Source organism: Pseudomonas fragi (assembly GCF_002269505.1).
Taxonomy (GTDB): Bacteria; Pseudomonadota; Gammaproteobacteria; order Pseudomonadales; family Pseudomonadaceae; genus Aquipseudomonas; species Aquipseudomonas fragi_D.
Map to the genome: position 1 here is coordinate 96,882 of NZ_NQKQ01000001.1, position 22,785 is coordinate 119,666.

Sequence of the window (22,785 nt, forward strand, 5' to 3'; positions counted from 1 at the left end):
TGATCTGTGAGGACTTCCCATGATTGAGCAACTTGTCCGTTTCGACATCGCTGATTATCTAAAAACACCCAAAGACATAGCGGCTTGCCTTGAGGCATGCGTAGAAAGTGACCCGGGTGATGGCAGCCTGATCCAAAACGCACTGACAACAAGTTTCAAACAAACACTTTATGAACGATCCGGCCATGACCCCGAATTTGTGCAAGCGCTACTGGATGAGGCCGCTACTCTATTCACTAATGGAGAGCGTGAATTGGCCCATTTCACCCTTCAAGCATTAGTCCAGGCGTTCATAACTGCCGATTAATCCATTGATCAGCGACACTTCGCCACACCCGCTATTTTTACTTACGCCGAGCATTCAGGCTAAATAGCCGCCTGATCGCTCCACTCACGGAATTCGTCATGTCCCGACAACGGTTTGCATTTGCCTGGATCGCCTGCTTTGCAGTGCTGTTCAACATGCTCGCCATGTCGATGGCCGGGGCGACACAATCCGCTGAGCGTGGCCCCACCGAACAATTCATGTGGAGCAGCTTCTGCTCCTCCACCGGCACCAAGATGGTCGCCGTGTCGCTGGGCAAGTTCGAGCCCGCCGACGGCCAGCAAGATGATCACTCAAACATGCAGCATTGCTGGTGCTGCTCGGGCTCTGCGCCGCTGGTGGCGCTGCCCGCGCATATTCCCACGCTTTATTTTGCAGCCATCGAGCGCGGCCACAGCCTGGTCCCCGATCATCTCAAACGCCCCACCCCGCGCCAGCAATGGCCGAGCCTCAACCCCCGCGCATCGCCCCTGGCCTGATTCATCCTCGCAACCCCTTTGCGTTTTGAATCGTTCCGGAGAATTGCCATGTTGAACCTTTCCTTGTTCAAGCACGTCGTGATTGCGGCGGCTGTGTTGCTGCCTGCCTGTTTTGCCAACGCCCACGAATACAAAAGCGGCGACCTCGAAATCGCCCACCCGTGGTCCCAGGAGCTACCGCCCAACGCCCCGACCGTGGCGGCGTATTTCGTCATTCACAACACCGGCAGCACGGCCGATCGGCTGGTCAGTGTCGACACGCCCATTGCCGATAAGGCCGAGTTGCACCAGCACATCATGGAAGGCGACCTGATGAAGATGCTGCCCGTGGCCAGCGTCGAAGTCCCGCCTGGTGGCACCGTCACATTTGCGCCCATGGCGTACCACGTGATGATGTTCGGCCTCAAGGATCGCAGCCTGCTGCAAGACGGCAAGCACTTCCCCCTGACCCTGCATTTTGAAAAAGCCGGTGCCGTGCCGGTGCAAGTCAATGTGCAGAAGCAGGCCCCGGCCGACAGCATGGAACACATGCACGCCCACTAACGGCCAAGGTTGCTGACCCCCGTGCGCGAACCTCGCGCCAGGCACTCCATGTCGCACATTCGCGGCAGTTGGCTGAGCCTGTTTGCCATGTTGATGATCTTTATCGGCCCGCTGATTTCCCAGGCGATGCCGATGGACCATCACGCCTCCATGCCAATGCCCATGTCGATGGATATGGGCATGGACATGTCTGCGCACGCCAATCATGAGCAGCCCGGCACTGACCACCATGCCATCTGGGAAAAGTGCGGCTACTGCACCCTGCTGTTCAGTTGCCCGGCCCTGCCCGGCACCCCGGGCCTGACCCTTTACAACTCGCCAGAGCCCAATAGCTATCTGGCCGCCAACCCCCGCCTGGGCCATGCCCGGCAACCGGTCTTCCCCGGCGCCCGCTCGCGCGCGCCTCCGGTATTCCTCTAGCTACCGACACCACAACACATCATCTGGCCGACCTGCATGCGCTGCTTTAGACAGCCGCAGGTGCGTGGCCGCGTTGTATTCGTCTGACTATTGGAATGTATATGTCCCGCTTTACTGCTGCCTACCGTTTGCCCTTTACCCTCAGCACCCTGTGCTGTGCGATCCTGGCAACCACCGCCGTGGCCGACGAACATGCCGGGCACAGCAATGAGCTGAGCCCGCTGGTAATCACTGCCATCGCCCCCAGCTCACCGCTGACCATCGTCACCAACCCCAAGGACCCACGCCAGCCTGTACCCGCCAGCGATGGCGGCGACTACCTCAAAACCATTCCCGGCTTCGCCCTGATCCGCAACGGCGGCACCAATGGCGACCCGGTGTTGCGTGGCATGTTCGGCTCGCGCCTGAACATCCTCACCAACGGCGGCATGATGCTCGGTGCCTGCCCCGGGCGCATGGATGCCCCCACCTCGTATATCTCGCCAGAAACCTACGACAAGCTCACGGTCATCAAAGGCCCGCAAACCGTGCTCTGGGGCCCGGGCGCCTCGGCGGGCACCATCCTGTTCGAGCGCGAGCCCGAGCACTTCGGCGAGCTGGGCACACGGGTCAACGCCAGCCTGCTGGCGGGTTCCAACGGGCGCTTCGACAAGACCATCGACGCCGCCGCCGGTGGCCCGCTGGGCTACGTGCGGGTGATCGGCAACACTGCCCATGCTGATGACTACAAGGACGGCAACGGTGACACCGTGCCCTCGCGCTACGACAAATGGAACGGCGATATAGCCCTGGGCTGGACCCCGGACGCCGATACCCTGCTGGAACTCACCGCCGGCAAGGGCGACGGTGAAGCGCGCTCGGCCGGACGCGGCATGGACGGCAGCCAGTACAAGCGCGAAAGCCTGGGCCTGCGCTTTGAAAAATCCAATATCGGCGACGTTCTCGACAAGATCGAAGCACAGGTCTATTACAACTACGCCGACCATGTAATGGACAACTACACCCTGCGCACCCCGTCGGGCACCGGCATGATGGCTGGCCCAATGGCTTCCAACGTCGACCGCCGCACCCTCGGCGCACGGGTCAAGGCCACCTGGCGCTGGGCCGACTACCAGTTGATCAGCGGCATTGATGCCCAGACCAATGAGCACCGCAAACGCTCGGGCATGGGCATCGATACCTATAAGGATCAAAACTGGAGCAAGGACGCCGATTTCCACAACTACGGAGCCTTTGGCGAGTTGATCTGGTACGCCGCCGAGCGTGACCGGCTGATTACCGGCGCCCGCCTGGACCGCGCATCCGCCAAGGATTACCGCGCCCGACTCGGCTCGGGGATGATGAGCAGGCCCAACCCGACCCTGGACAAGACCCGCGCTGACACCCTGCCCAGCGGTTTCGTGCGCTACGAGCATGACCTGAGCGACACCCCGACCACGGTCTATGCAGGTTTGGGCCATGCCCAGCGTTTCCCCGATTACTGGGAACTGTTTTCGCCTAGCTCTGGCCCGGCCGGTTCGGTGAATGCGTTCGATGCCATCAAACCGGAGAAAACCACCCAACTGGATGCTGGCCTGCAGTACAAGAACCAGAACCTTGAAGCTTGGGCGTCGGCCTACGCGGGCATAGTCCAGGACTACATCCTGTTCAACTACGCCAAGGGCTACTCTCAGGCGCAAAACATCAATGCCCGGATCATGGGCGGTGAACTGGGTGCTGCGTACCAATTGACCTCCAACTGGAAAGCCGACGCCACTCTGGCCTATGCCTGGGGCAAGAACACCAGCGACGGTAAAGCGCTGCCGCAAATGCCGCCGCTGGACACCCGCCTGGGCCTGACCTACAGCCAGGATGACTGGAGCGCCGGTGCCCTGTGGCGCGTCGTCGCCCGCCAGGACCGTATCGACCGCAATGCGGGCAACGTAGTCGGCAAGGACTTCGACAAAAGCGCCGGCTTTGGCGTGTTCTCGTTGAACGGTGCATACCGCATCAACAAAAACCTCAAGGTCAGCGCCGGGGTCGACAACCTGCTGGATAAAAACTACAGCGAGCACTTGAACATGGCGGGCAACGCCGGGTACGGCTACCCGGCCAACGATCCGCGTGCCATCAATGAACCGGGCCGCACGCTGTGGACCAAGGTAGATGTGAGCTTCTGACAGACCGCCAGCCCTCACCCCAACCCTCTCCCGAAAGGAGAGGGCCAGGGTGAGGGTCTTTGCTGACGACAACAATTTCAAATTTGCGGAGCCGCTCACATGAGCCGACCAACACCGTCTTTCTACAGCCTGGCCTGGCGCTGGCACTTCTATGCCGGGCTGTTTGTCGCCCCGGTCATGATCCTGCTGGCCCTGACCGGAATCATTTACCTGTTCAAACCCCAGCTTGATCCACTGCTGTACGACCATCTGCTCAACGTCACCCCCGCCCATCACAGCCTCAGCGCCGACGAGCAACTGAGCCGTGTGCAGGCCACTTATCTACAGGGCCATATCAGCCAGTACCTGCCCCCGGCCAACCCCGAGCGCAGCGGCCAGTTCGTGATCAACAACGGCGGGCGCGAGCTCAACGTGTTTATCAACCCCTACACTGGCCAGGTGCTGGGCGAGCAGGATGCCAAGCTCAACCTGCAAGCCGTAGCCCGCGCCCTGCACGGCGAATTGATGATCGGCACCCTCGGCGACCGGCTGGTGGAACTTGCCGCCGGCTGGGGCGTGGTACTGGTGGTGTCCGGCCTGTACTTGTGGTGGCCTCGCGGGCAGTCGGCAGCGGGTATCCTGTGGCCACGCCTGAACCGGCGCGGGCGTCTGCTATGGCGTGACCTTCATGCCGTTACCGGGTTCTGGGGCGCGGCCTTGCTGCTGTTCATGCTGATCAGCGGCATGACCTGGACAGGCTTCTGGGGCAAGCAATACGCCGACCTGTGGAACCGTTTCCCGGTGGCCATGTGGAACGACGTGCCCAAGTCCGATATCGAGGCCCGCAGCCTCAACAACGCCGCCCGCCAGACCGTGCCCTGGGCCATGGAAAACACGCCGATGCCGGTCTCCGGCGCCCACGCCGAACATATGGCCCACGCCGCGCACGCTTCAGGCCCCGCCGCCCCCGGCATTCGCCTGCAGGACGTGGTCGACACCGCCACTGCCCGCCAGGTCGAGCCCGGCTACAGCATCACCCTGCCAACCACCGCCAGCGGCGTGTTCACCATTGCCGTGTTCGCTGACGACCCGCGCAACGACGCCACCCTGCATGTTGATCAATACACCGGCACGGTACTGGCCGACGTGCGCTGGCAGCACTACGGCAACGTTGCCCGCGCCACCGAAATGAGCGTGATGCTGCACGAGGGCAAGCTGTTCGGTTCTCTGAACCAGATCGCGATTCTGCTGGTGTGCCTGATGATCCTGCTCAGTTCCGTGAGCGGCCTGGTGATCTGGTGGAAACGTCGTCCGCAGGGCGGTTTGGGCGTACCGGCGCTGCGTCACGACTTGCCGACCTGGAAGACCGGGGTAGTGATCATGCTCGCCCTGGCCATCGTATTCCCATTGGTGGGCGCCTCGTTGATCGTTGTCTGGGGGCTCGATCGCCTGCTGCTGTTGATCCGAAAACAGCGCCACATGAGCACCTCTCATGATCAGCATTAGGCATCCGAGAGGCGCATTCTAGAGCCTTGGCTATAATGGCACGCCAGTAACACGCCCGAAATTAATGTTACTGTATAACAAAACAAGTTAAGCTCCATCACCCGCCGCCAGGAGGCAGCGGGGACACCTCTTGAAATAAGCGACTCACTGCCCCGATGAACAAGTACCTTTTGTCCAGCTTCTGCCTGCTGGCGCTCAACAGCGCCCAGGCCGATGACACTGCACCTTCCCTGATGTTGCCAGCCGCGAGCATTACCGCCCCTGAAGTCGACATCGAAAGTATCGACCTCAAGACCGCCACCAGCGCCGGCTCACGCCTGAACCTCAACAGCCTCGAAACTCCAGCCAGCGTTGAAAGCCTGACCGGCGCGCAAATCCGCGCCCGTGGTGATCGCAGCGTGCAGGACGCCGTGACCCGCACCACCGGCATCAGCAACACCGGCACGCCGGGCAACGGCGGCTCGGCCTACTCGGCCCGGGGTTTTGTCGGCGAAGGTTCGGTCATGCAGTTATATGACGGCGTGCGCATGTACAGCGGCGCGGGCACTGTGACCTTCCCGGTGGACGACTGGTCGGTGGAGCGCATAGATGTGCTGCGCGGCCCGGCATCGGTACTGTATGGCGAAGGTGCCACCGGCGCGGTGATCAACGTGATCCCGAAAAAGCCCTTTACCGGCGCAATCGAAAACCACCTGCGGGTGGGCTACGGCTCCTACGACACCCGCCAACAGGCATTGGACAGCGGCGGCTCGCTGACCGACACCCTGAGTTACCGGTTGAATATCAACCACGTCCAGAGCAACGGCTGGATCGACCACGGCGACTCCGAAAACACCTTTGTCAGCGCTGCCCTGCGCTGGCAGGCCAGCGATGACCTGGCGTTCACCCTCAGCCACGACTATGGCGATCAAGAACCGCAAAACGACTTCGGCGTGCCGCTGATCAATGGCCGGTATCACGAAAGCCTGCGCGACAAGAACTACAACGTGCGTGATGCAAAACTGCATTACAACGATCAGTGGACGCGCCTGAACACTGAATGGCAGATCAACGACGACCTCAGTGCCAACAACGAGCTGTATTACCTCAAGGCCCAGCGTCGTTGGCAGAACGCCGAAAACCATGCGTGGAATGAAAGCCAGCAGACCTTGCTGCGCAGCGGTTACTACAGCATCAAGCACGAGCAGGAGCAGGTCGGCGACCGTCAGACCTTCACCCTCAACCACAACCTGTTCGGCCTTAAAAGCAGAACGCTGGTGGGCGCGGATTACAACCGCATCCACTTCAACCTGCACAGCAACTCGCCGTATAAAGACGTCAATGAAAACGGTCAACCCATTGATCTGTACCACCCGGATCGTGGCGAATTCGAAAGCAAATCGCCGTACCGCGACCAATACACCACCACCACGCAACAGGTTTCGCTGTTCGCAGAAAACCGCACCGAGCTGAGCGATCAACTGTCGCTGGTCACCGGCGTGCGTCGCGATATCGTGCATCTGGACCGCGATGACTTCGCCGTCAATGGCGACGCCACTCGAACTGACCGCAGCCTGTCGGCCAATAGCTGGAAAGTCGGTCTGGTCTACGAGCTGACCCCGGACATGTCGATCTATGCTCAGCAAGCCACCAGCGTTGATGGTGTGGGCGGCTTGATCAGCCTGAGCGACAAGCAGCAAAACTTCGAACTGGCCCATGCGCGCCAGACCGAAATCGGCTTCAAACACATGTTCTGGGACCAGCGCGGCGAATGGACTCTGGCGGCGTATCACATCGTCAAAAAAGACCTGCTGACCTCAGACCCGAATATCCCGGGCAATTCGCTGCAAGTGGGCGAGCAGTCCTCCAGCGGCCTGGAAGCCAGCCTCGACCTGCAGCTGCCGCAGCGCTGGCAGTTGCAAGCTAACGCCTCGGTGGTGCGCGCGCAGTACGACAAGTTAGATGACGAAGGCGTATCGCGTAAAGGCAACCGCCCCACCGACGTACCGCGTCGCACCGCCAACCTGTGGTTGAGCAAGGCCATCACCGATGATGTAAGTGCCGGTGCCGGCGTGCGCTATGTCGACTCGCGTTATGCCGATATGGCCAACACTGTCGAACTGCCGAGTTACACCGTGGTAGACGCCACCGTGAGCTGGAAAGCGTTGCCCAAAACCACCCTGGGTTTGCGTTTGAACAATTTGTTCGACCGCCAGTACGCCGTAAGCCAATACAATGGCGGCCAACAGTGGATCATGGGCGAGCCGCGCTCGTTCTTTGTGACCGCTGATTACGTATTCTGACCCGTATACCCTCACCCCAACCCTCTCCCGGAGGGAGAGGGAGCTGATTTGCGCAATATTTGAATTCGCGCACGGTCAGTTCCCTCTCCCCCCGGGAGAGGGTTAGGGTGAGGGGCTTTTGGAGCCTTATGACCCGCCTCACCCTTACTCAACTCGCCTGGACCCCTCTGGGCCACGGCCATTGCCATCACCAGTTTCAGCTGCGTGATGCCAACCTGCACGTCGCTGCGGGTGAGTTTGTGGGGCTGATCGGGCCCAACGGCAGCGGCAAGACCAGCCTGCTGCGTTGTGCCTACCGTTTCAGCAAGCCCGAGGCCGGCCAGGTTCACCTGGGCCCGCACAATCTCTGGCAGCAATCGCCCCGCTGGTGCGCACAACGCATCGCCGTGGTCTTGCAGGAATTCCCCGATGCCTTTGGCCTGACCGTTGACGAAGTGGTCGCCATGGGCCGCACACCGCACAAGGGTCTGTTCGACGGCGACACAGATGCCGATCGCCAGCTGGCCAAAAGCGCCCTGGCCAGCGTCGGCCTGCACGGTTTTGAAGACCACGCTTTCGCCACCCTCTCGGGCGGCGAAAAACAACGGGTGATCCTGGCCCGCGCCCTGACCCAGCAGCCCGAACTGCTGATCCTCGACGAGCCGACCAACCACCTCGACCCGCGTTATCAGCTGGAACTGCTGCAACTGGTCAAGCGCCTGAACATCGGCACCCTGGCCAGCATCCACGACCTCAATCTGGCCGCCGCCTTTTGCGACCGCCTGTATGTGATCGACCACGGCAAGATCATCGCCAGCGGCACGCCCCGCGAAGTGCTGACCGTCGAATTGCTGCGCGATGTATTTGGCGTGGCAGCCCTGATCGACGACCATCCGCTGTCCGGCTACCCACGCATTACCTGGATAACCCAACCATGAATCTGATTCGTTTCGCGCTGTGCCTGAGCGTTGTGCTCGGCTCGCCCCTGGCCCTTGCCCAAGCCACGAAATACCCCCTGACCGTGCAGAGCTGCAACCGCACCGTGACCTTCAATGAAGCGCCAAAACACGCGGTCAGCCATGACATCAACATGACCCAGATGATGCTCGCCCTGGGCCTCAAACCACACATGGCCGGCTACAGCGGAATCAGCGGCTGGAAGGCCGTCACCCCGCAAATGAAGGTCATCCTGGATGGCCTACCGGAGCTGGCAAGCAAGTACCCGTCAGTGGAAACCCTGCTCAACGCCAACGTCGACTTCTTCTTCGCTGGCTGGGATTACGGCATGCGCGTGGGCGGTGATCTCACGCCGCAAACCCTGACGCCGCTGGGCATCAATGTGTATGAGCTGACCGAGTCCTGTGCGTTTGTTATGAAACGCCCGCCCGCCAGCATGGAAGACACCTACAACGACCTGCGTAACCTGGGAAAGATCTTCGACGTGCAGGATCGCGCCAATGCGTTGATCGCACACATGCAGGCAAAAATTGCCAACGTACAAAAGACCCTGCCCGCCTCCAAACCCCGGGTATTTCTGTATGACAGCGGTGAAGACCGGGCCATGACCTCGGGCAAGCTGGGCATCCCCCACGCCCTGATCGAAGCCGCCGGCGGCAACGACATACTCAGCGATATCGACGCCAGCTGGACCCGCATCAATTGGGAAACCGTGGTCGAGCGCAACCCCGAAGTGATAGTGATCGTCGACTACAGCGAAGTGAGCGCCGAGCAAAAACAACGCTTCCTGGAAACCAGCCCGGCCCTGCAATCGGTAGACGCTATCCGTAACCAGCGCTTTATCGTTATCCCTTACGTGCAAGCCACCCCGGGCATCGACAACGTGCTCGCCATCGAAACCCTGGCCAAAGGCTTTCACCCACAATGATCGCTCGCCGCTATGCCCTGTTGCTGATTGCCCTTGGCGCGCTGCTGCTGGTGTCGTGCGTGGTGTCGCTGGGTTTTGGCCCGGCGCGGGTGCCGGTGGACGTGGTGTGGCAGATTTTGCTGAACAAGCTATTTGGTATCGGTGACAAGAACTGGAGCGCGGGCCAGGAACATATCGTATGGCTGATCCGCGTCCCGCGCATGCTGCTGGGGGCGTTGGTGGGCGCGGGGCTGGCCCTGATCGGCGCGGTGCTGCAGGCCGTGACCCGCAACCCGCTGGCAGATCCGCACCTGTTGGGCGTGACCAGCGGCGCCACTTTGGGCGCAGTGATTGTGGTGCTGCATGTGGGTGAAATCGTCGGCCTGCTGACCTTGCCCATTGCCGCCTTTATCGGCGCGCTACTGAGCATGGTACTGGTGCTGGCCATCGCCAGCCGCCACGGTCGGCTCGACAGCGACCGCCTGCTGCTATGCGGGGTTGCCGTGTCATTTGTGATGATGGCCGTGGCCAATACCCTGCTGTTTCTGGGCGACCACCGTGCCAGCTCTGCCGTGTTGTTCTGGATGCTGGGCGGCCTGGGGCTGGCACGCTGGGAACTGCTGGCCATCCCCAGCGCCAGCGTGCTGTTGGGGCTGGTGTTGCTGCTGGGCATGGCCCGCCCGTTGAACGCGTTGATGGCCGGTGAACAAACAGCCGTGACCTTGGGTTTGAATGCACGCAACGTGCGCTTGCGGGTGTTTCTGATTGCTTCGCTGATGACCGGTGTACTGGTGGCCATCAGCGGTTCGATTGGTTTTGTCGGCCTGATGATTCCCCACATCGCCCGCCGCCTGGTGGGCGCGGAGCATCGGCGCCTGCTGCCGGTCTCAGCCTTGCTGGGCAGTGTGTTTCTGGTCTGGGTCGACGTGGCCGCCCGCACCCTGATCGCCCCCGAAGACCTGCCCATAGGCGTGGCAACGGCGGCGATTGGCGGGCTGTTTTTTATCGGATTGATGCGTAAACGCTGATCCTGACGGTTAACCAGTTACCGCCAAAACTGGCAACCACTCCAGGCGCCATGGAGTGCTATGCCCCGTGACCGGGCGCGGGGCAAAAAACTGCTCCAGATTGTTTTTCAGCACTGCCCCGCCGTATAGCACGCCCCGGTGGTCGCTAATCCGCCGATGGGCCAGCCACACTCCACCCTCCCCATCATCTACAGGCACCACGACGGAGCGCGCAATGCACGGCGCCCTCATTTCGGCTCCAAAGTGGGGCATCAAAATGCCAGTTATTCGCGCAAAGCCACGACACAGAGCCTTTGCGCACTCTCGGCACAGCCCTTGCAAAAGCCCCTTCATCGTTCGTATCTGCCACTGATAAAAATCAAGTTTCCGGAGATCGCACCATGAAGCGTCGTAGCTTGCTCAAGGCTTTCACCCTCTCTGCCTCCATTGCCGCCATGGGCATGACCTGGACGGTACAAGCGGCAGAAACCATCAAGGTGGGTATTCTGCATTCGCTGTCCGGGACCATGGCGATCTCCGAAACCTCGCTCAAAGACATGGCGCTGATGACCATTGACGAGATCAACGCCAAGGGTGGCGTCAACGGCAAGATGCTTGAAGCGGTGGTGGTGGACCCGGCTTCCAACTGGCCGCTGTTTGCCGAAAAAGGCCGCCAGTTGCTGACCCAGGACAAGGTCGCCGTGGTGTTCGGTTGCTGGACCTCGGTGTCACGCAAATCGGTGTTGCCGGTGTTCGAAGAGCTCAACGGCTTGCTGTTCTACCCGGTGCAATACGAGGGTGAAGAGATGTCGCCCAACGTCTTCTACACCGGTGCCGCGCCTAATCAGCAGGCCATTCCGGCGGTGGAATACCTGATGAGCGAAGACGGCGGCAGCGCCAAACGCTTCGTGCTGCTGGGCACCGACTACGTGTACCCGCGCACCACCAACAAAATCCTGCGTGCGTTCCTGCATTCCAAGGGTGTGGCCGACAAGGACATCGAAGAGGTCTACACCCCGTTTGGCCACAGCGATTACCAGACCATCGTGGCCAACATCAAAAAGTTCTCGGCGGGCGGCAAGACCGCGGTGATTTCCACGGTCAACGGCGACTCCAACGTGCCCTTCTATAAAGAACTGGCCAACCAGGGCCTGAAAGCCACCGACGTGCCGGTGATCGCGTTCTCGGTCGGTGAAGAAGAGCTGCGCGGCATCGATACCAAACCGCTGGTGGGCAACCTGGCGGCGTGGAACTACTTCCAGTCGGTCGAGAACCCGGTCAACACCAAATTCGTCGCCGACTGGAAGGCCTACGCCAAGGCCCACAACCTGCCGGGCGCCGACAAGGCCGTGACCAACGACCCGATGGAAGCCACCTACGTCGGCATTCATATGTGGGCGCAGGCGGCGGAAAAAGCCAAGTCCACTGATGTCGACAAGGTTCGCGAAGCGCTGGCCGGGCAGACCTTTGCCGCGCCGTCGGGCTACACCCTGACCATGGACAAGACCAACCACCACCTGCACAAGCCGGTGATGATCGGCGAGATCCAGCCCGACGGTCAGTTCAGCGTGGTATGGCAGACCGAAGGGCCGATCCGCGCCCAGCCGTGGAGCCCTTACATCCCGGGCAACGACAAGAAGCCGGATTACGCGGTGAAGAGTAACTGAGGCCGTTAAAAGCCCCTCACCCTAGCCCTCTCCCGGAGGGAGAGGGGACTAAAAGCAAAAGCAGGTCTGCTTAACGCCACCGATCAGCGCCCTCTCCCTCCGGGAGAGGGCTGGGGTGAGGGCCAGCGCCCTGAAGCCTCACCACCTGCCAAACAGGGACACCCACCATGCCCACTGCCCTTTACCGCGTTATCCTCGCGCTACTGCTGTTGCTGCCCCTGGCCGCCCACGCCGACGACGCCAGCGATTTCGCCGCTGCCAACAATTCACAGCAAGCCCAACTGCTGGAAAGCTGGGCCGCACAACCTGCGCCAGCCCGTATTGAACTGATCAACAGCCTGCAGCAGGGCCAGGTCACCGTAGACGGCCAGGTTAAAACCCTGCGTCTGAACAACCGCCTGCGCGGTTTGATCGATACAGCGCTAGCCAGTCATCAATTACTGGCGACTGATCCAAAATTGCGTTTAAACGCCGCACAACAACTGCAAAAAAACGCCAAACCGGCACAACTCAAATTTCTCGACCAGCAACTGGCCACGGAAACCGACAGCGATGTGCACACGGCCCTGAGCCTGGCGCTGGCCAATCTGCAATTGGTCGACCCCGACCCGGCAGTGCGTCTGGCCGCCGTGCGCCTGCTCGGTGAAACCGGCGAACCGCTGGCCCGCACCCGCCTCGAAAACCTGCTGCAACCGGGCGTCGAAACCGATGCCACGGTGCACACCGCCGCCGAAACCAGCCTGACGCAAGTCAAACGCAAACTGCTGATCGGCGACCTGCTGGGGCAGGCGTTCAGCGGCTTGTCCCTGGGTTCGATCCTGCTGCTGGCAGCCCTTGGGCTGGCCATCACCTTCGGCCTGCTGGGCGTGATCAATATGGCCCACGGCGAAATGCTGATGCTGGGTGCCTATTGCACTTACTGTGTGCAGTTGCTGTTCCAGCGCTTCGCCCCCGGCGCCATCGAGTTCTACCCGCTGCTGGCCCTGCCCGTGGCGTTCTTCGTCACCGCAGGCGTGGGTATGGTGCTGGAGCGCACGATCATTCGTCACCTCTACGGCCGTCCCTTGGAAACCCTGTTGGCCACCTGGGGCATCAGCCTGATCCTGATCCAGCTGGTACGCGTCATGTTCGGTGCGCAAAACGTCGAAGTGGCCAACCCGGCATGGCTGTCGGGCGGGCTGCAAGTCCTGCCCAACCTGGTGTTGCCGTACAACCGTCTGGTGATCATCGTTTTCGCCCTGGCCGTGGTGGTGCTCACCTGGCTGCTGCTGAACAAGACCCGCCTGGGCCTCAACGTGCGCGCCGTCACCCAGAACCGCAACATGGCCGCCTGCTGCGGCGTGCCCACCGGGCGCGTGGACATGCTCGCTTTCGGCCTCGGCTCGGGGATTGCCGGGCTCGGCGGCGTGGCCCTGAGCCAGGTCGGCAACGTCGGCCCGGACCTGGGCCAGGGCTACATCATCGACTCGTTTCTGGTGGTGGTGCTGGGCGGTGTCGGGCAACTGGCAGGCACTGTTTACGCGGCCTTTGGCCTGGGCATCGCCAACAAGATTCTTGAACCGCAGATCGGTGCCGTACTGGGCAAAATCCTGATTCTGGGACTGATCATTCTGTTTATCCAGAAGCGCCCCCAGGGGCTCTTCGCGCTTAAAGGACGGGTGATCGACTGATGAATCAGCCTCTGATGGTCACTGCTGCACAAAAGGCCGGGCCCACGCTCACTACCCTGGCGGGCGCTCTGGTGCTACTGGTATTGCTGGCCCTGCCACTGCTGTCGCTGCTGCCCGCTGACAACCCGTTGCAGGTCTCGGCCTACACCCTGACGCTGGTGGGCAAGATCCTCTGCTACGCCATTGTCGCCCTGGCCCTGGATCTGGTCTGGGGCTACGCCGGGCTGTTGTCCCTGGGTCACGGCCTGTTCTTCGCCCTGGGCGGTTATGCCATGGGCATGTACCTGATGCGTCAGGCCTCGGGCGACGAGCTGCCGGCCTTTATGACCTTTTTGTCGTGGACCGAATTGCCGTGGTACTGGATCGGCACCGAGCATTTCTGGTGGGCCATGTGCCTGGTGGTGCTGGCTCCAGGTCTGCTGGCGCTGGTGTTCGGCTTTTTCGCCTTTCGCTCGCGGATCAAGGGCGTGTATTTTTCGATCATGACCCAGGCCCTGACCTTCGCCGGGATGCTGCTGTTTTTCCGCAATGAAACGGGTTTTGGCGGCAATAACGGCTTCACCAACTTTCGCAGCATCCTGGGCTTTGGCATTACCGAACCGGGCACCCGCGCCGCGCTGTTTTTTGCCACCGTGTTGCTGCTGGTGGCCAGCCTGTTTCTTGGCTGGCGGCTGGCGCGCAGCAAGTTCGGCCGAGTACTGACCGCGCTGCGCGATGCGGAAAACCGCCTGATGTTCTGCGGCTACGACCCTCGCGGCTTCAAACTGTTCGTCTGGGTGCTGAGCGCTGTGCTGTGCGGCCTGGCCGGTGCCTTGTATGTGCCGCAAGTCGGCATCATCAACCCCGGCGAAATGTCACCGACCAACTCCATTGAAGCCGCCGTGTGGGTTGCCCTGGGCGGGCGCGGCACCCTGATCGGCCCGCTGCTGGGCGCAGGCGTGGTCAACGGCATGAAGAGCTGGTTCACCGTGGCGTTCCCCGAGTACTGGCTGTTCTTCCTGGGCGCGCTGTTCATCATCGTGACCCTGTACCTGCCCAAAGGCGTGATCGGCCTGTTAAAGAAAAAGGCCGACCAATGAGGAATGTCATGCTCGAACCTATACTCGACCCCAACAAAGACGCGGGCAGCAGCCGTGACGCCATCAGCTTTGGCCAGCGCGTTGAACCGGGCCTGAACACCCGCCACGGCACCATCCTGACCCTGGAAGACATCAGCGTCAGCTTCGATGGCTTCAAGGCCCTGAACAACCTCAACCTGTATATCGGCGTCGGTGAACTGCGCTGCATCATCGGCCCCAATGGTGCGGGCAAGACCACCATGATGGACGTGATCACCGGCAAGACCCGGCCCAGTGAAGGCCAGGCCTGGTTTGGCGAAACCCTCGACCTGCGTCAGATGAGCGAAGTGCAGATTGCCCAGGCCGGGATTGGCCGCAAGTTCCAGAAACCCACGGTGTTCGAGGCCCTGAGCGTGTTCGAGAACCTGGAACTGGCGCAAAAGACCGACAAGTCGGTGTGGGCCAGCCTGCGCGCGAAACTGACTGGCGAGCAAAAGGACCGCATCGGTGAAGTGCTGCACACCATCCGCCTGAGCAGCTCGGCGCACCGGCCTGCGGGGCTGTTGTCCCACGGTCAGAAGCAGTTTCTGGAAATCGGCATGCTGTTGATGCAAGACCCGCAACTGCTGTTACTCGACGAGCCGGTGGCAGGCATGACCGATGCTGAAACCGAGTTCACCGCCGAACTGTTCAAAAGCCTGGCGGGCAAACACTCGCTGATGGTGGTGGAGCATGACATGGGCTTTGTCGGCTCGATTGCCGACCACGTCACCGTACTGCACCAGGGCAGCGTGTTGGCCGAGGGCTCGCTGGAGCAGGTGCAGGCGGATGAGCGGGTGATCGAGGTCTACCTGGGTCGCTGAAAGCCTGCCTCGGGTGGGAGCGGGCTTGCCCGCGATTCAGGCGATGCGATCTGTCAGTCAATCCGCGGTGATGCCATCGCGAGCAAGCCCGCTCCCACAGGGGCATGGGGAGAATCTGAACATGCTTAACGTCGAAAAACTGCATCAGTACTACGGCGGCAGCCATATCCTGCGCGGCCTGTCGTTCGAGGTCAAAGTGGGCGAAGTCACCTGCCTGCTAGGCCGCAATGGCGTGGGCAAGACCACGCTGCTCAAATGCCTGATGGGCTTGTTGCCGGTCAAGGAAGGCAGCGTGCAGTGGGAAGGCCACCCCATCACCACACTCAAGCCCCATCAGCGGGTACACGCCGGGATCGCCTATGTGCCCCAGGGCCGGGAGATTTTCGGGCGCCTGACGGTGGAAGAAAACCTGCTGATGGGCCTGTCGCGCTTCCCCGGCTCCGAGGCCAAAGAGGTGCCGGCGTTTATCTACGAGCTGTTCCCGGTGCTGCTGCAAATGAAGCATCGGCGTGGCGGTGATTTGTCCGGTGGCCAGCAGCAACAACTGGCCATCGGCCGCGCCCTGGCCAGTCGCCCGCGCCTGCTGATCCTCGACGAGCCCACCGAAGGTATCCAGCCCTCGGTGATCAAGGAGATCGGCGCGGTGATCAAAATGCTCGCCGCCCGTGGTGACATGGCGATTTTGCTGGTGGAGCAGTTTTATGACTTTGCCGAAGAACTGGCCGACCAGTATCTGGTGATGTCCCGTGGCGAAATCGTGCAGCAGGGCCGCGGCGAAAATATGCAATCAGAAGGTGTGCGCGGGCTGGTGACGATTTAATCTGTCCTCCTCCTGGCGCTTTTTCTTACAAAGAAGTCCTACATATGAACCTGCCGGCCAATACCGCACTGTTCACGCCCAGCTGGCTCGCCGAGCTGGAGCTGGGTTATGGCCGTTTTGGCGACAGCACGCGCCCGACCTTGCGCCGCCATGTCGGCCCGCTACGGGTGCAAAAGCACCTGTATGCCGAAGGCCCCGAGGTATGCCAGCACATTATCGTCCACCCGCCGGGGGGGATTGCCGGTGGTGACCAGTTGAACATCAGCGCCAGCGTCGGGCCTGATGCCTGGGCGCAATTGACCAGCCCCGGTGCCGCCAAGTGGTATCGCGCGGCAGGCCCGGCCTATCAGTCAGTGACGCTGAAGGTCGGCGCAGGCGCGACCCTGGAATGGCTGCCGCAAGAGACCATCGTATTCAGCGCGGCCCAAGCCGAACTCACTACCCGAATTGAACTTGAGGGCGATGCCCGGCTGTTTTACTGGGACATGGTGGCGCTGGGGCGGCTGGCCAGCGGCGAGCGTTTTGAGCACGGGCATTTTCAGTCACGCCTGGATATCCGCCGCGATGGCCGGTTGCTCTGGCATGAACGCCAGCGCATTGCAGGCGGCGACGGGCTGCTGGATTCGCCGATCGGCCTGGACGGCAACCCGGTGTTCGCCACGCTGCTGGTGACCGGTGAGATCAGTGCCGAACTGCTTGAACGCTGCCGATCGCTGGCCAACCCGGTGCGCGGTGATTTGACTCAATTACCGGGTTTACTGGTAGCCCGTTGCCTGGCCGGTGAAGCCTTGCAGGCACGGGCCTGGCTGATTGATTTATGGCGCTTGCTGCGCCCGGCATTGCTGGGGCGCGAGGCGTTGGCGCCACGCATCTGGAGTACCTGAAGAGCCCCTCACCCTGGCCCTCGCCCTCGCCCTCGCCCTCGCCCTCTGGGAGAGGGTCAGGGTGAGGGCCAAGGCCCGACTCATTTTTAACTGCCGAACACGGACCCGACCATGGACCTGACTCCACGCGAAAAAGACAAGATGCTGATCTTCACCGCCGGCCTGCTGGCCGAGCGTCGGTTGGCCCGCGGCGTGACGCTCAACTACCCGGAAACCATCGCCTACATCTCTGCCGCGCTGCTGGAAGGCGCCCGCGATGGCCGCACAGTCGCCGAGCTGATGCACTACGGCACCACCCTGCTGACCCGCGACCAGGTGATGGAGGGCATCCCGGAAATGATCCCGGACATCCAGGTCGAAGCCACTTTCCCGGATGGCACCAAGCTGGTCACCGTCCACCAACCCATCGCCTGAGGCCGAGCATGTCTTATGTCATTCGTGATGCAGTCGCGGCGGATCTGCCGGCGATTCGCGATATCTACAACGATGCGGTGCTCAATACGCTGGCCATCTGGAACGAAAACACCGTTGATCTGGATAACCGCCAGCAGTGGTTTGACGCCCGCCAGGCCCAGGGCTATCCGATCCTGGTGATCGTCGACGAAGCCAATATCGCCCTGGGCTATGCCTCGTTTGGCGACTGGCGCCCGTTCGAGGGTTTTCGCCATACCGTCGAGCACTCGGTGTACGTGCACCCCGAGCAACGGGGCAAACGCCTGGGCCCGCAATTGCTGAGCGAACTGATCAAGCGCGCCCGCGCCTGCGACAAGCACGTGATGGTCGCCGCGATCGAAGGCGCCAATGCGGCCTCGATCCATATCCACAAGCAACTGGGTTTCGTCACCAGCGGGCGCATGCCGCAAGTGGGCATCAAGTTCGGCCGCTGGCTAGACCTGACGTTTATGCAACTGATGCTCAACCCCGGCGCCCTGCCGCCCAAGGAGCCCGCACAATGAACGCCGAACAGGTGATACGCGTTACGGCGCAGAGCTTTGCCCAATACCGCGATGACTTGATTGTGTTGCTGCTCGATGCGGTCGGGCACGGCGCATCGGTGGGCTTTATGAACGATCTGGACCAGCCTCAGGCCAGCCGTTACTTCAACGAGGTTCACGCGCAGCTCGAACAAGGCAACCTGCTGCTGTGGGTGCTGGTTGAAGACCAGCGCGTACTGGCCAGCGTGCAACTGGCGCTGTGTCAGAAGGCCAACGGCCTGAACCGTGCCGAAGTGCAAAAGCTGCTGGTACTCAATGAGGTACGCCGCCGCGGCCTGGGCCAGGTGTTGATCCATGCGCTGGAACAGGGTGCTCGCGAACTCAAGCGCGGCTTGCTGCATCTGGACACCGAAGCCGGCTCCCCCGCCGAGAACTTCTACAGTGCCCTGGGCTACACCCGCGTGGGCGAGCTGCCCAACTACTGCCAGAGCCCCGACGGCCACTACAGCCCCACGGCCATCTACTTCAAAACCCTGAGTGAGCCACAATGATCCCGGGCGAATACCGCATTGAGTCGGGCGAAATCGAATTGAACGTAGGCCGCCGCACCCTGAGCCTGAGCGTAGCCAATCGTGGCGACCGCCCGATCCAGGTCGGCTCGCATTATCACTTTTTTGAAACCAACGACGCCCTGATGTTTGACCGGGGCGACAGCCGCGGCATGCGCCTGAATATCCCGGCAGGCACTGCGGTGCGCTTCGAGCCGGGCCAGACCCGGGAAGTGGAGCTGGTGGAACTGGCCGGATTGCGCCGGGTGTTCGGCTTTGCGGGGCGGGTGATGGGGGATCTGGACAACGCCACCCTGTAGTCGCTGCCGCAGGCTGCGAAGGGTTGCACCGCAACCCGTTTTCCCGAACCCCTTACACATCTGCTCGCAGCCTTCGGCAGCGACTACAAAGTGAATCACATACAGGAACCGACCATGAAAATCTCCCGTCAGGCTTACGCCGACATGTTCGGCCCCACCGTAGGCGACAAGGTTCGTTTGGCTGACACCGAGCTGTGGATCGAAGTTGAGCACGACTTCACCACCTACGGCGAAGAAGTGAAGTTCGGTGGTGGCAAGGTGATTCGTGACGGTATGGGCCAAAGTCAGCTGCTCGCCAGCGAGGTGGTCGACACCCTGATCACCAACGCACTGATCATCGATCACTGGGGCATCGTCAAGGCCGATGTGGGCCTCAAGAACGGTCGCATCCACGCCATCGGCAAAGCCGGTAACCCGGATATCCAGCCCAACGTCACCATCGCCATCGGCGCCAGCACCGAAGTGATCGCCGGCGAAGGCATGATCCTCACCGCAGGTGGCATCGACACCCATATCCACTTCATCTGCCCGCAGCAGATCGAAGAAGCGCTCAACAGCGGCGTGACCACCATGATCGGCGGCGGCACCGGTCCGGCCACCGGTACCAATGCCACCACCTGCACTTCAGGGCCGTGGCATATGGCACGCATGCTCCAGGCCGCCGATTCATTCCCGATGAACATGGGCTTTACCGGCAAGGGCAACGCCAGCCTGCCGCAACCGTTGATCGAACAGGTCGAAGCCGGGGCCATCGGCCTCAAGCTGCATGAAGACTGGGGCACCACCCCGGCGTCCATCGACAACTGCCTGACCGTGGCCGACCTGTATGACGTGCAAGTGGCGATTCACAGCGACACGCTGAATGAGTCGGGCTTTGTCGAGACCACCCTCGCCGCCTTCAAGGGCCGCACCATCCACACCTATCACACCGAGGGTGCCGGTGGCGGGCATGCGCCGGACATCATCAAGGCCTGCGGCCTGACCAACGTGCTGCCCAGCTCCACCAACCCAACGCGGCCCTTTACCCGCAACACCATCGACGAACACCTCGACATGCTGATGGTCTGCCATCACCTTGACCCGAGCATTGCCGAAGACGTGGCTTTCGCCGAAAGCCGCATCCGCCGCGAAACCATCGCCGCCGAAGACATCCTCCATGACCTGGGCGCGTTCTCCATGATCAGCTCCGACAGCCAGGCCATGGGCCGGGTTGGCGAAGTGATCACGCGCACATGGCAAACTGCCGACAAGATGAAAAAACAGCGCGGCCCGCTGCCTGAAGATGCACCGGGCAACGACAACTTCCGCGCCAAGCGCTATATCGCCAAATACACCATCAACCCGGCGATCACCCACGGCGTAAGCCATGAAGTGGGCTCGATCGAAGTCGGCAAATGGGCCGACCTGGTGCTGTGGCGCCCGGCGTTCTTCGGCGTCAAACCGACCCTTATCATCAAGGGCGGGGCTATTGCCTCAAGCTTGATGGGCGATGCCAATGCCTCGATCCCGACGCCGCAACCGGTTCACTACCGGCCCATGTTTGCCAGCTACGGCGGCTCGCGCCATGCCACCTGCCTGACCTTTATCAGCCAGGCCGCTTTTGACGCGGGCGTCCCCGCTGCGCTGGGTTTGCAAAAGCAGATCGCGGTGGTCAAGGGCTGCCGGGATGTACAAAAAAAGGACCTGATCCACAACGGCTACCTGCCCGCGATCGAAGTCGACCCGCAGACCTATCAGGTCAAGGCCGATGGCGTGTTGCTGTGGTGTGAGCCCGCTGACGTATTACCGATGGCACAGCGCTACTTTTTGTTCTGATGCCTCGTGTTTGCAAGAGATTGGCGGCTGTATTGAAAAGCTGTAATTGACGTTAAGATGCGTCAACTTTCAATACAGCCGCTCTTGCAGCAAGGTTCGTGGCCATGGGCCTATCTGAATTCATCGTGCTCAATGTTGATCGTATCGTCGATGAATGGGAGCAGTTTGCCGAAACCATCACTCCGGCGGCCGAATCCATGAACAGCGTGGCGTTGCGCGATCATGCCCGGGAAATCCTGTTGGCGGCATCGCGGGACATGAACACCGCCCAGACCGCCCGCGAGCAGCAGGCCAAGGCCGAAGGTGAAGGCCCCGAGACGAGCCCGGCACTGGATGAAGCCGCTGCCAGCCACGGCGAATTGCGCCATACCGTAGGTTTCGACCTGGTGCAGATGACCTCGGAGTTCCGTCACTTGCGCGCCTGCGTGATCCGCCTGTGGGTCGCCAGCATCCAGACCCCTGCCCACGAGCATCTGCAAGACATGATCCGCTTCAACGAAGCGATTGATCAGGCGCTGGCCGAGTCCACAGCGGCCTATGCCGAACAGGTCAACCGCTCACGCGACATCTTCCTTGCCATCCTGGGTCATGACCTGCGGGCGCCGTTGCAGGCGGTGAGCATGTCCAGTGAAATGCTCGAACGCAAAGCCAGCCTCGACCCTGTGGCGCGGCCTTACCTGCTGGCCATCAAAAATGGCACGCGGCACATGGGCGCAATGGTCAATGACCTGCTGGAGTTCGTGCGCAGCCGCCTGGGCACCAGCCTGCCAATCGAGCCCGAGCCGATGGACATGGCCCAGGCCTGCCAGGCGGCGCTGGATGAAGCCTGCGCCGGACAACCGGATTGCGTACCTGTGCTGCATATCGAAGGCGATGTACAGGGCCATTGGGACCCGCGCCGTCTGGGGCAGATGCTGCAAAATCTGATTGGCAATGCACTGCAACATGGTGCCCGCCGGGGCACGGTGACACTTAACCTGACAGGTGACGCCGACCGGGTGACCTTGTGCGTGCACAACCAGGGCATGCCCATTGCCGAAGACGCCCTGGGTACCCTGTTCGACCCGCTGGTACGCAGCCCGAGCGAAGACATCAGCCAGCCGGGCACCTCGACCAGCCTGGGGCTTGGCCTGTTTATCATCAAGGAAGTGGTGGACGCCCATGAAGGCAGCATTGACGTGACCTCGACCGAAGCCGAGGGCACGACGTTTACCGTGGTGTTGCCCAGAAACAGCCCCTCACCCTAGCCCTCTCCCAGAGGGAGAGGGGACTAAAGGCAAAAGCAGATTTGCGTAACGCCACAAGTCAGCTCCCTCTCCCTACGGGAGAGGGTCGGGGTGAGGGCTGTTCTGACCTTATTGCGTCACAAACCGCCCCAACTTCTGCTTCAGGCGCTGGTTTTCGGCCCGCAACTGCTGCACTTCTTCAAGCAGGTCCAGCGCCAGCGCCACGCCCTCCCACTCCATCTGCAGATCATCACGCAGCTTGGCCGCGCGCCTGGCGATAACCAGTTCGTAGTCTTCAAAACGCCACACGTCAGGCGTGCGGCCCTGAGGTTCGATAATTCCGTGTTCGACAATCTCTATCACGTAAGTGGCCGGGATATTGGCCTCTTCGCAGAACCTTTCCATGTCCAGCTGAACGATCAGGGTGCTGCTCATG

General features: G+C 61.5%; 23 protein-coding genes. 22 read left to right on the top strand and 1 reads right to left on the bottom strand.

Features of this window, described 5'->3' with window-relative positions; all coding sequences use genetic code 11:
* Window positions 1–19: 19 nt before the first annotated feature.
* The 22 genes from CJU81_RS23990 (at window position 20) to CJU81_RS00510 (ending at window position 22,370) form a co-directional block, all read left to right on the top strand.
* Window positions 20–307, top strand: coding sequence for a hypothetical protein (locus CJU81_RS23990; protein WP_176464773.1), 288 nt, complete (start codon window positions 20–22; stop codon window positions 305–307).
* Window positions 308–405: 98 nt separating this feature from the next.
* Window positions 406–804 carry a DUF2946 domain-containing protein gene (locus CJU81_RS00405; protein ID WP_095035069.1) on the top strand — a complete coding sequence of 133 codons (399 nt, stop codon included), beginning with the start codon at window positions 406–408 and terminating at the stop codon, window positions 802–804.
* Between the two features lie 48 nt (window positions 805–852).
* Window positions 853–1,347: a copper chaperone PCu(A)C gene (locus CJU81_RS00410; protein WP_095035070.1), complete on the top strand. Its 495-nt coding sequence runs from the start codon at window positions 853–855 to the stop codon at window positions 1,345–1,347.
* Between the two features lie 48 nt (window positions 1,348–1,395).
* A complete protein-coding gene (locus CJU81_RS00415) occupies window positions 1,396–1,767 on the top strand; it encodes a DUF2946 domain-containing protein (protein WP_095035071.1) in 372 nt (123 codons plus the stop codon).
* Between the two features lie 101 nt (window positions 1,768–1,868).
* Window positions 1,869–3,926: a TonB-dependent copper receptor gene (locus tag CJU81_RS00420; RefSeq protein WP_095035072.1), complete on the top strand. Its 2,058-nt coding sequence runs from the start codon at window positions 1,869–1,871 to the stop codon at window positions 3,924–3,926.
* A gap of 99 nt (window positions 3,927–4,025) precedes the next feature.
* Window positions 4,026–5,411, top strand: a complete 1,386-nt coding sequence (locus tag CJU81_RS00425; RefSeq protein ID WP_095035073.1) for a PepSY-associated TM helix domain-containing protein — start codon at window positions 4,026–4,028, stop codon at window positions 5,409–5,411.
* Between the two features lie 155 nt (window positions 5,412–5,566).
* Window positions 5,567–7,693 (top strand): TonB-dependent receptor, encoded by a 2,127-nt coding sequence (locus tag CJU81_RS00430; RefSeq protein ID WP_095035074.1) that lies wholly within the window; start codon window positions 5,567–5,569, stop codon window positions 7,691–7,693.
* A 128-nt stretch (window positions 7,694–7,821) separates the two neighbouring features.
* A complete protein-coding gene (locus CJU81_RS00435; protein ID WP_095035075.1) occupies window positions 7,822–8,610 on the top strand; it encodes an ABC transporter ATP-binding protein in 789 nt (262 codons plus the stop codon).
* On the top strand, window positions 8,607–9,557 hold the full coding sequence (locus CJU81_RS00440; protein WP_095035076.1) for an ABC transporter substrate-binding protein: 951 nt from the start codon (window positions 8,607–8,609) through the stop codon (window positions 9,555–9,557). Before CJU81_RS00435 ends, CJU81_RS00440 begins: the two co-directional genes overlap by 4 nt.
* Window positions 9,554–10,564, top strand: a complete 1,011-nt coding sequence (locus CJU81_RS00445; RefSeq protein ID WP_095030491.1) for a FecCD family ABC transporter permease — start codon at window positions 9,554–9,556, stop codon at window positions 10,562–10,564. Before CJU81_RS00440 ends, CJU81_RS00445 begins: the two co-directional genes overlap by 4 nt.
* A 380-nt stretch (window positions 10,565–10,944) precedes the next feature.
* Window positions 10,945–12,210, top strand: a complete 1,266-nt coding sequence (gene urtA / locus CJU81_RS00455) for an urea ABC transporter substrate-binding protein (protein ID WP_095035078.1) — start codon at window positions 10,945–10,947, stop codon at window positions 12,208–12,210.
* Between the two features lie 167 nt (window positions 12,211–12,377).
* Window positions 12,378–13,880 (top strand): urea ABC transporter permease subunit UrtB, encoded by a 1,503-nt coding sequence (gene urtB, locus CJU81_RS00460; protein WP_095035079.1) that lies wholly within the window; start codon window positions 12,378–12,380, stop codon window positions 13,878–13,880.
* Entirely contained in the window at window positions 13,880–14,959 is a 1,080-nt protein-coding gene (urtC, locus tag CJU81_RS00465) for an urea ABC transporter permease subunit UrtC (protein ID WP_095035080.1), read from the top strand. The genes urtB and urtC overlap by 1 nt, the downstream gene beginning before the upstream one ends.
* Complete coding sequence (gene urtD / locus CJU81_RS00470) at window positions 14,956–15,801, top strand: urea ABC transporter ATP-binding protein UrtD (RefSeq protein ID WP_095035081.1); 846 nt, start codon at window positions 14,956–14,958, stop codon at window positions 15,799–15,801. The genes urtC and urtD overlap by 4 nt, the downstream gene beginning before the upstream one ends.
* Before the next feature lie 121 nt (window positions 15,802–15,922).
* On the top strand, window positions 15,923–16,621 hold the full coding sequence (urtE, locus tag CJU81_RS00475) for an urea ABC transporter ATP-binding subunit UrtE (protein ID WP_095035082.1): 699 nt from the start codon (window positions 15,923–15,925) through the stop codon (window positions 16,619–16,621).
* Between the two features lie 44 nt (window positions 16,622–16,665).
* Window positions 16,666–17,505, top strand: a complete 840-nt coding sequence (locus tag CJU81_RS00480; RefSeq protein WP_095035083.1) for an urease accessory protein UreD — start codon at window positions 16,666–16,668, stop codon at window positions 17,503–17,505.
* 111 nt (window positions 17,506–17,616) lie between these two features.
* On the top strand, window positions 17,617–17,919 hold the full coding sequence (ureA, locus tag CJU81_RS00485) for an urease subunit gamma (protein WP_086799007.1): 303 nt from the start codon (window positions 17,617–17,619) through the stop codon (window positions 17,917–17,919).
* 8 nt (window positions 17,920–17,927) lie between these two features.
* A complete protein-coding gene (locus CJU81_RS00490) occupies window positions 17,928–18,461 on the top strand; it encodes a GNAT family N-acetyltransferase (protein WP_095035084.1) in 534 nt (177 codons plus the stop codon).
* Window positions 18,458–18,991, top strand: a complete 534-nt coding sequence (locus CJU81_RS00495; RefSeq protein ID WP_095035085.1) for a GNAT family N-acetyltransferase — start codon at window positions 18,458–18,460, stop codon at window positions 18,989–18,991. The genes CJU81_RS00490 and CJU81_RS00495 overlap by 4 nt, the downstream gene beginning before the upstream one ends.
* Window positions 18,988–19,308, top strand: a complete 321-nt coding sequence (locus tag CJU81_RS00500; protein ID WP_095035086.1) for an urease subunit beta — start codon at window positions 18,988–18,990, stop codon at window positions 19,306–19,308. Before CJU81_RS00495 ends, CJU81_RS00500 begins: the two co-directional genes overlap by 4 nt.
* A gap of 114 nt (window positions 19,309–19,422) precedes the next feature.
* Window positions 19,423–21,123, top strand: coding sequence for an urease subunit alpha (gene ureC, locus CJU81_RS00505; protein ID WP_095035087.1), 1,701 nt, complete (start codon window positions 19,423–19,425; stop codon window positions 21,121–21,123).
* Between the two features lie 104 nt (window positions 21,124–21,227).
* Window positions 21,228–22,370 (top strand): sensor histidine kinase, encoded by a 1,143-nt coding sequence (locus tag CJU81_RS00510; RefSeq protein WP_095035088.1) that lies wholly within the window; start codon window positions 21,228–21,230, stop codon window positions 22,368–22,370.
* A 108-nt stretch (window positions 22,371–22,478) separates the two neighbouring features.
* Here the strand turns inward: CJU81_RS00510 and CJU81_RS00515 are convergent, their stop codons facing one another.
* Window positions 22,479–22,784, bottom strand: coding sequence for a chaperone modulator CbpM (locus CJU81_RS00515; RefSeq protein ID WP_095035089.1), 306 nt, complete (start codon window positions 22,782–22,784; stop codon window positions 22,479–22,481).
* Window position 22,785 lies beyond the last annotated feature (1 nt).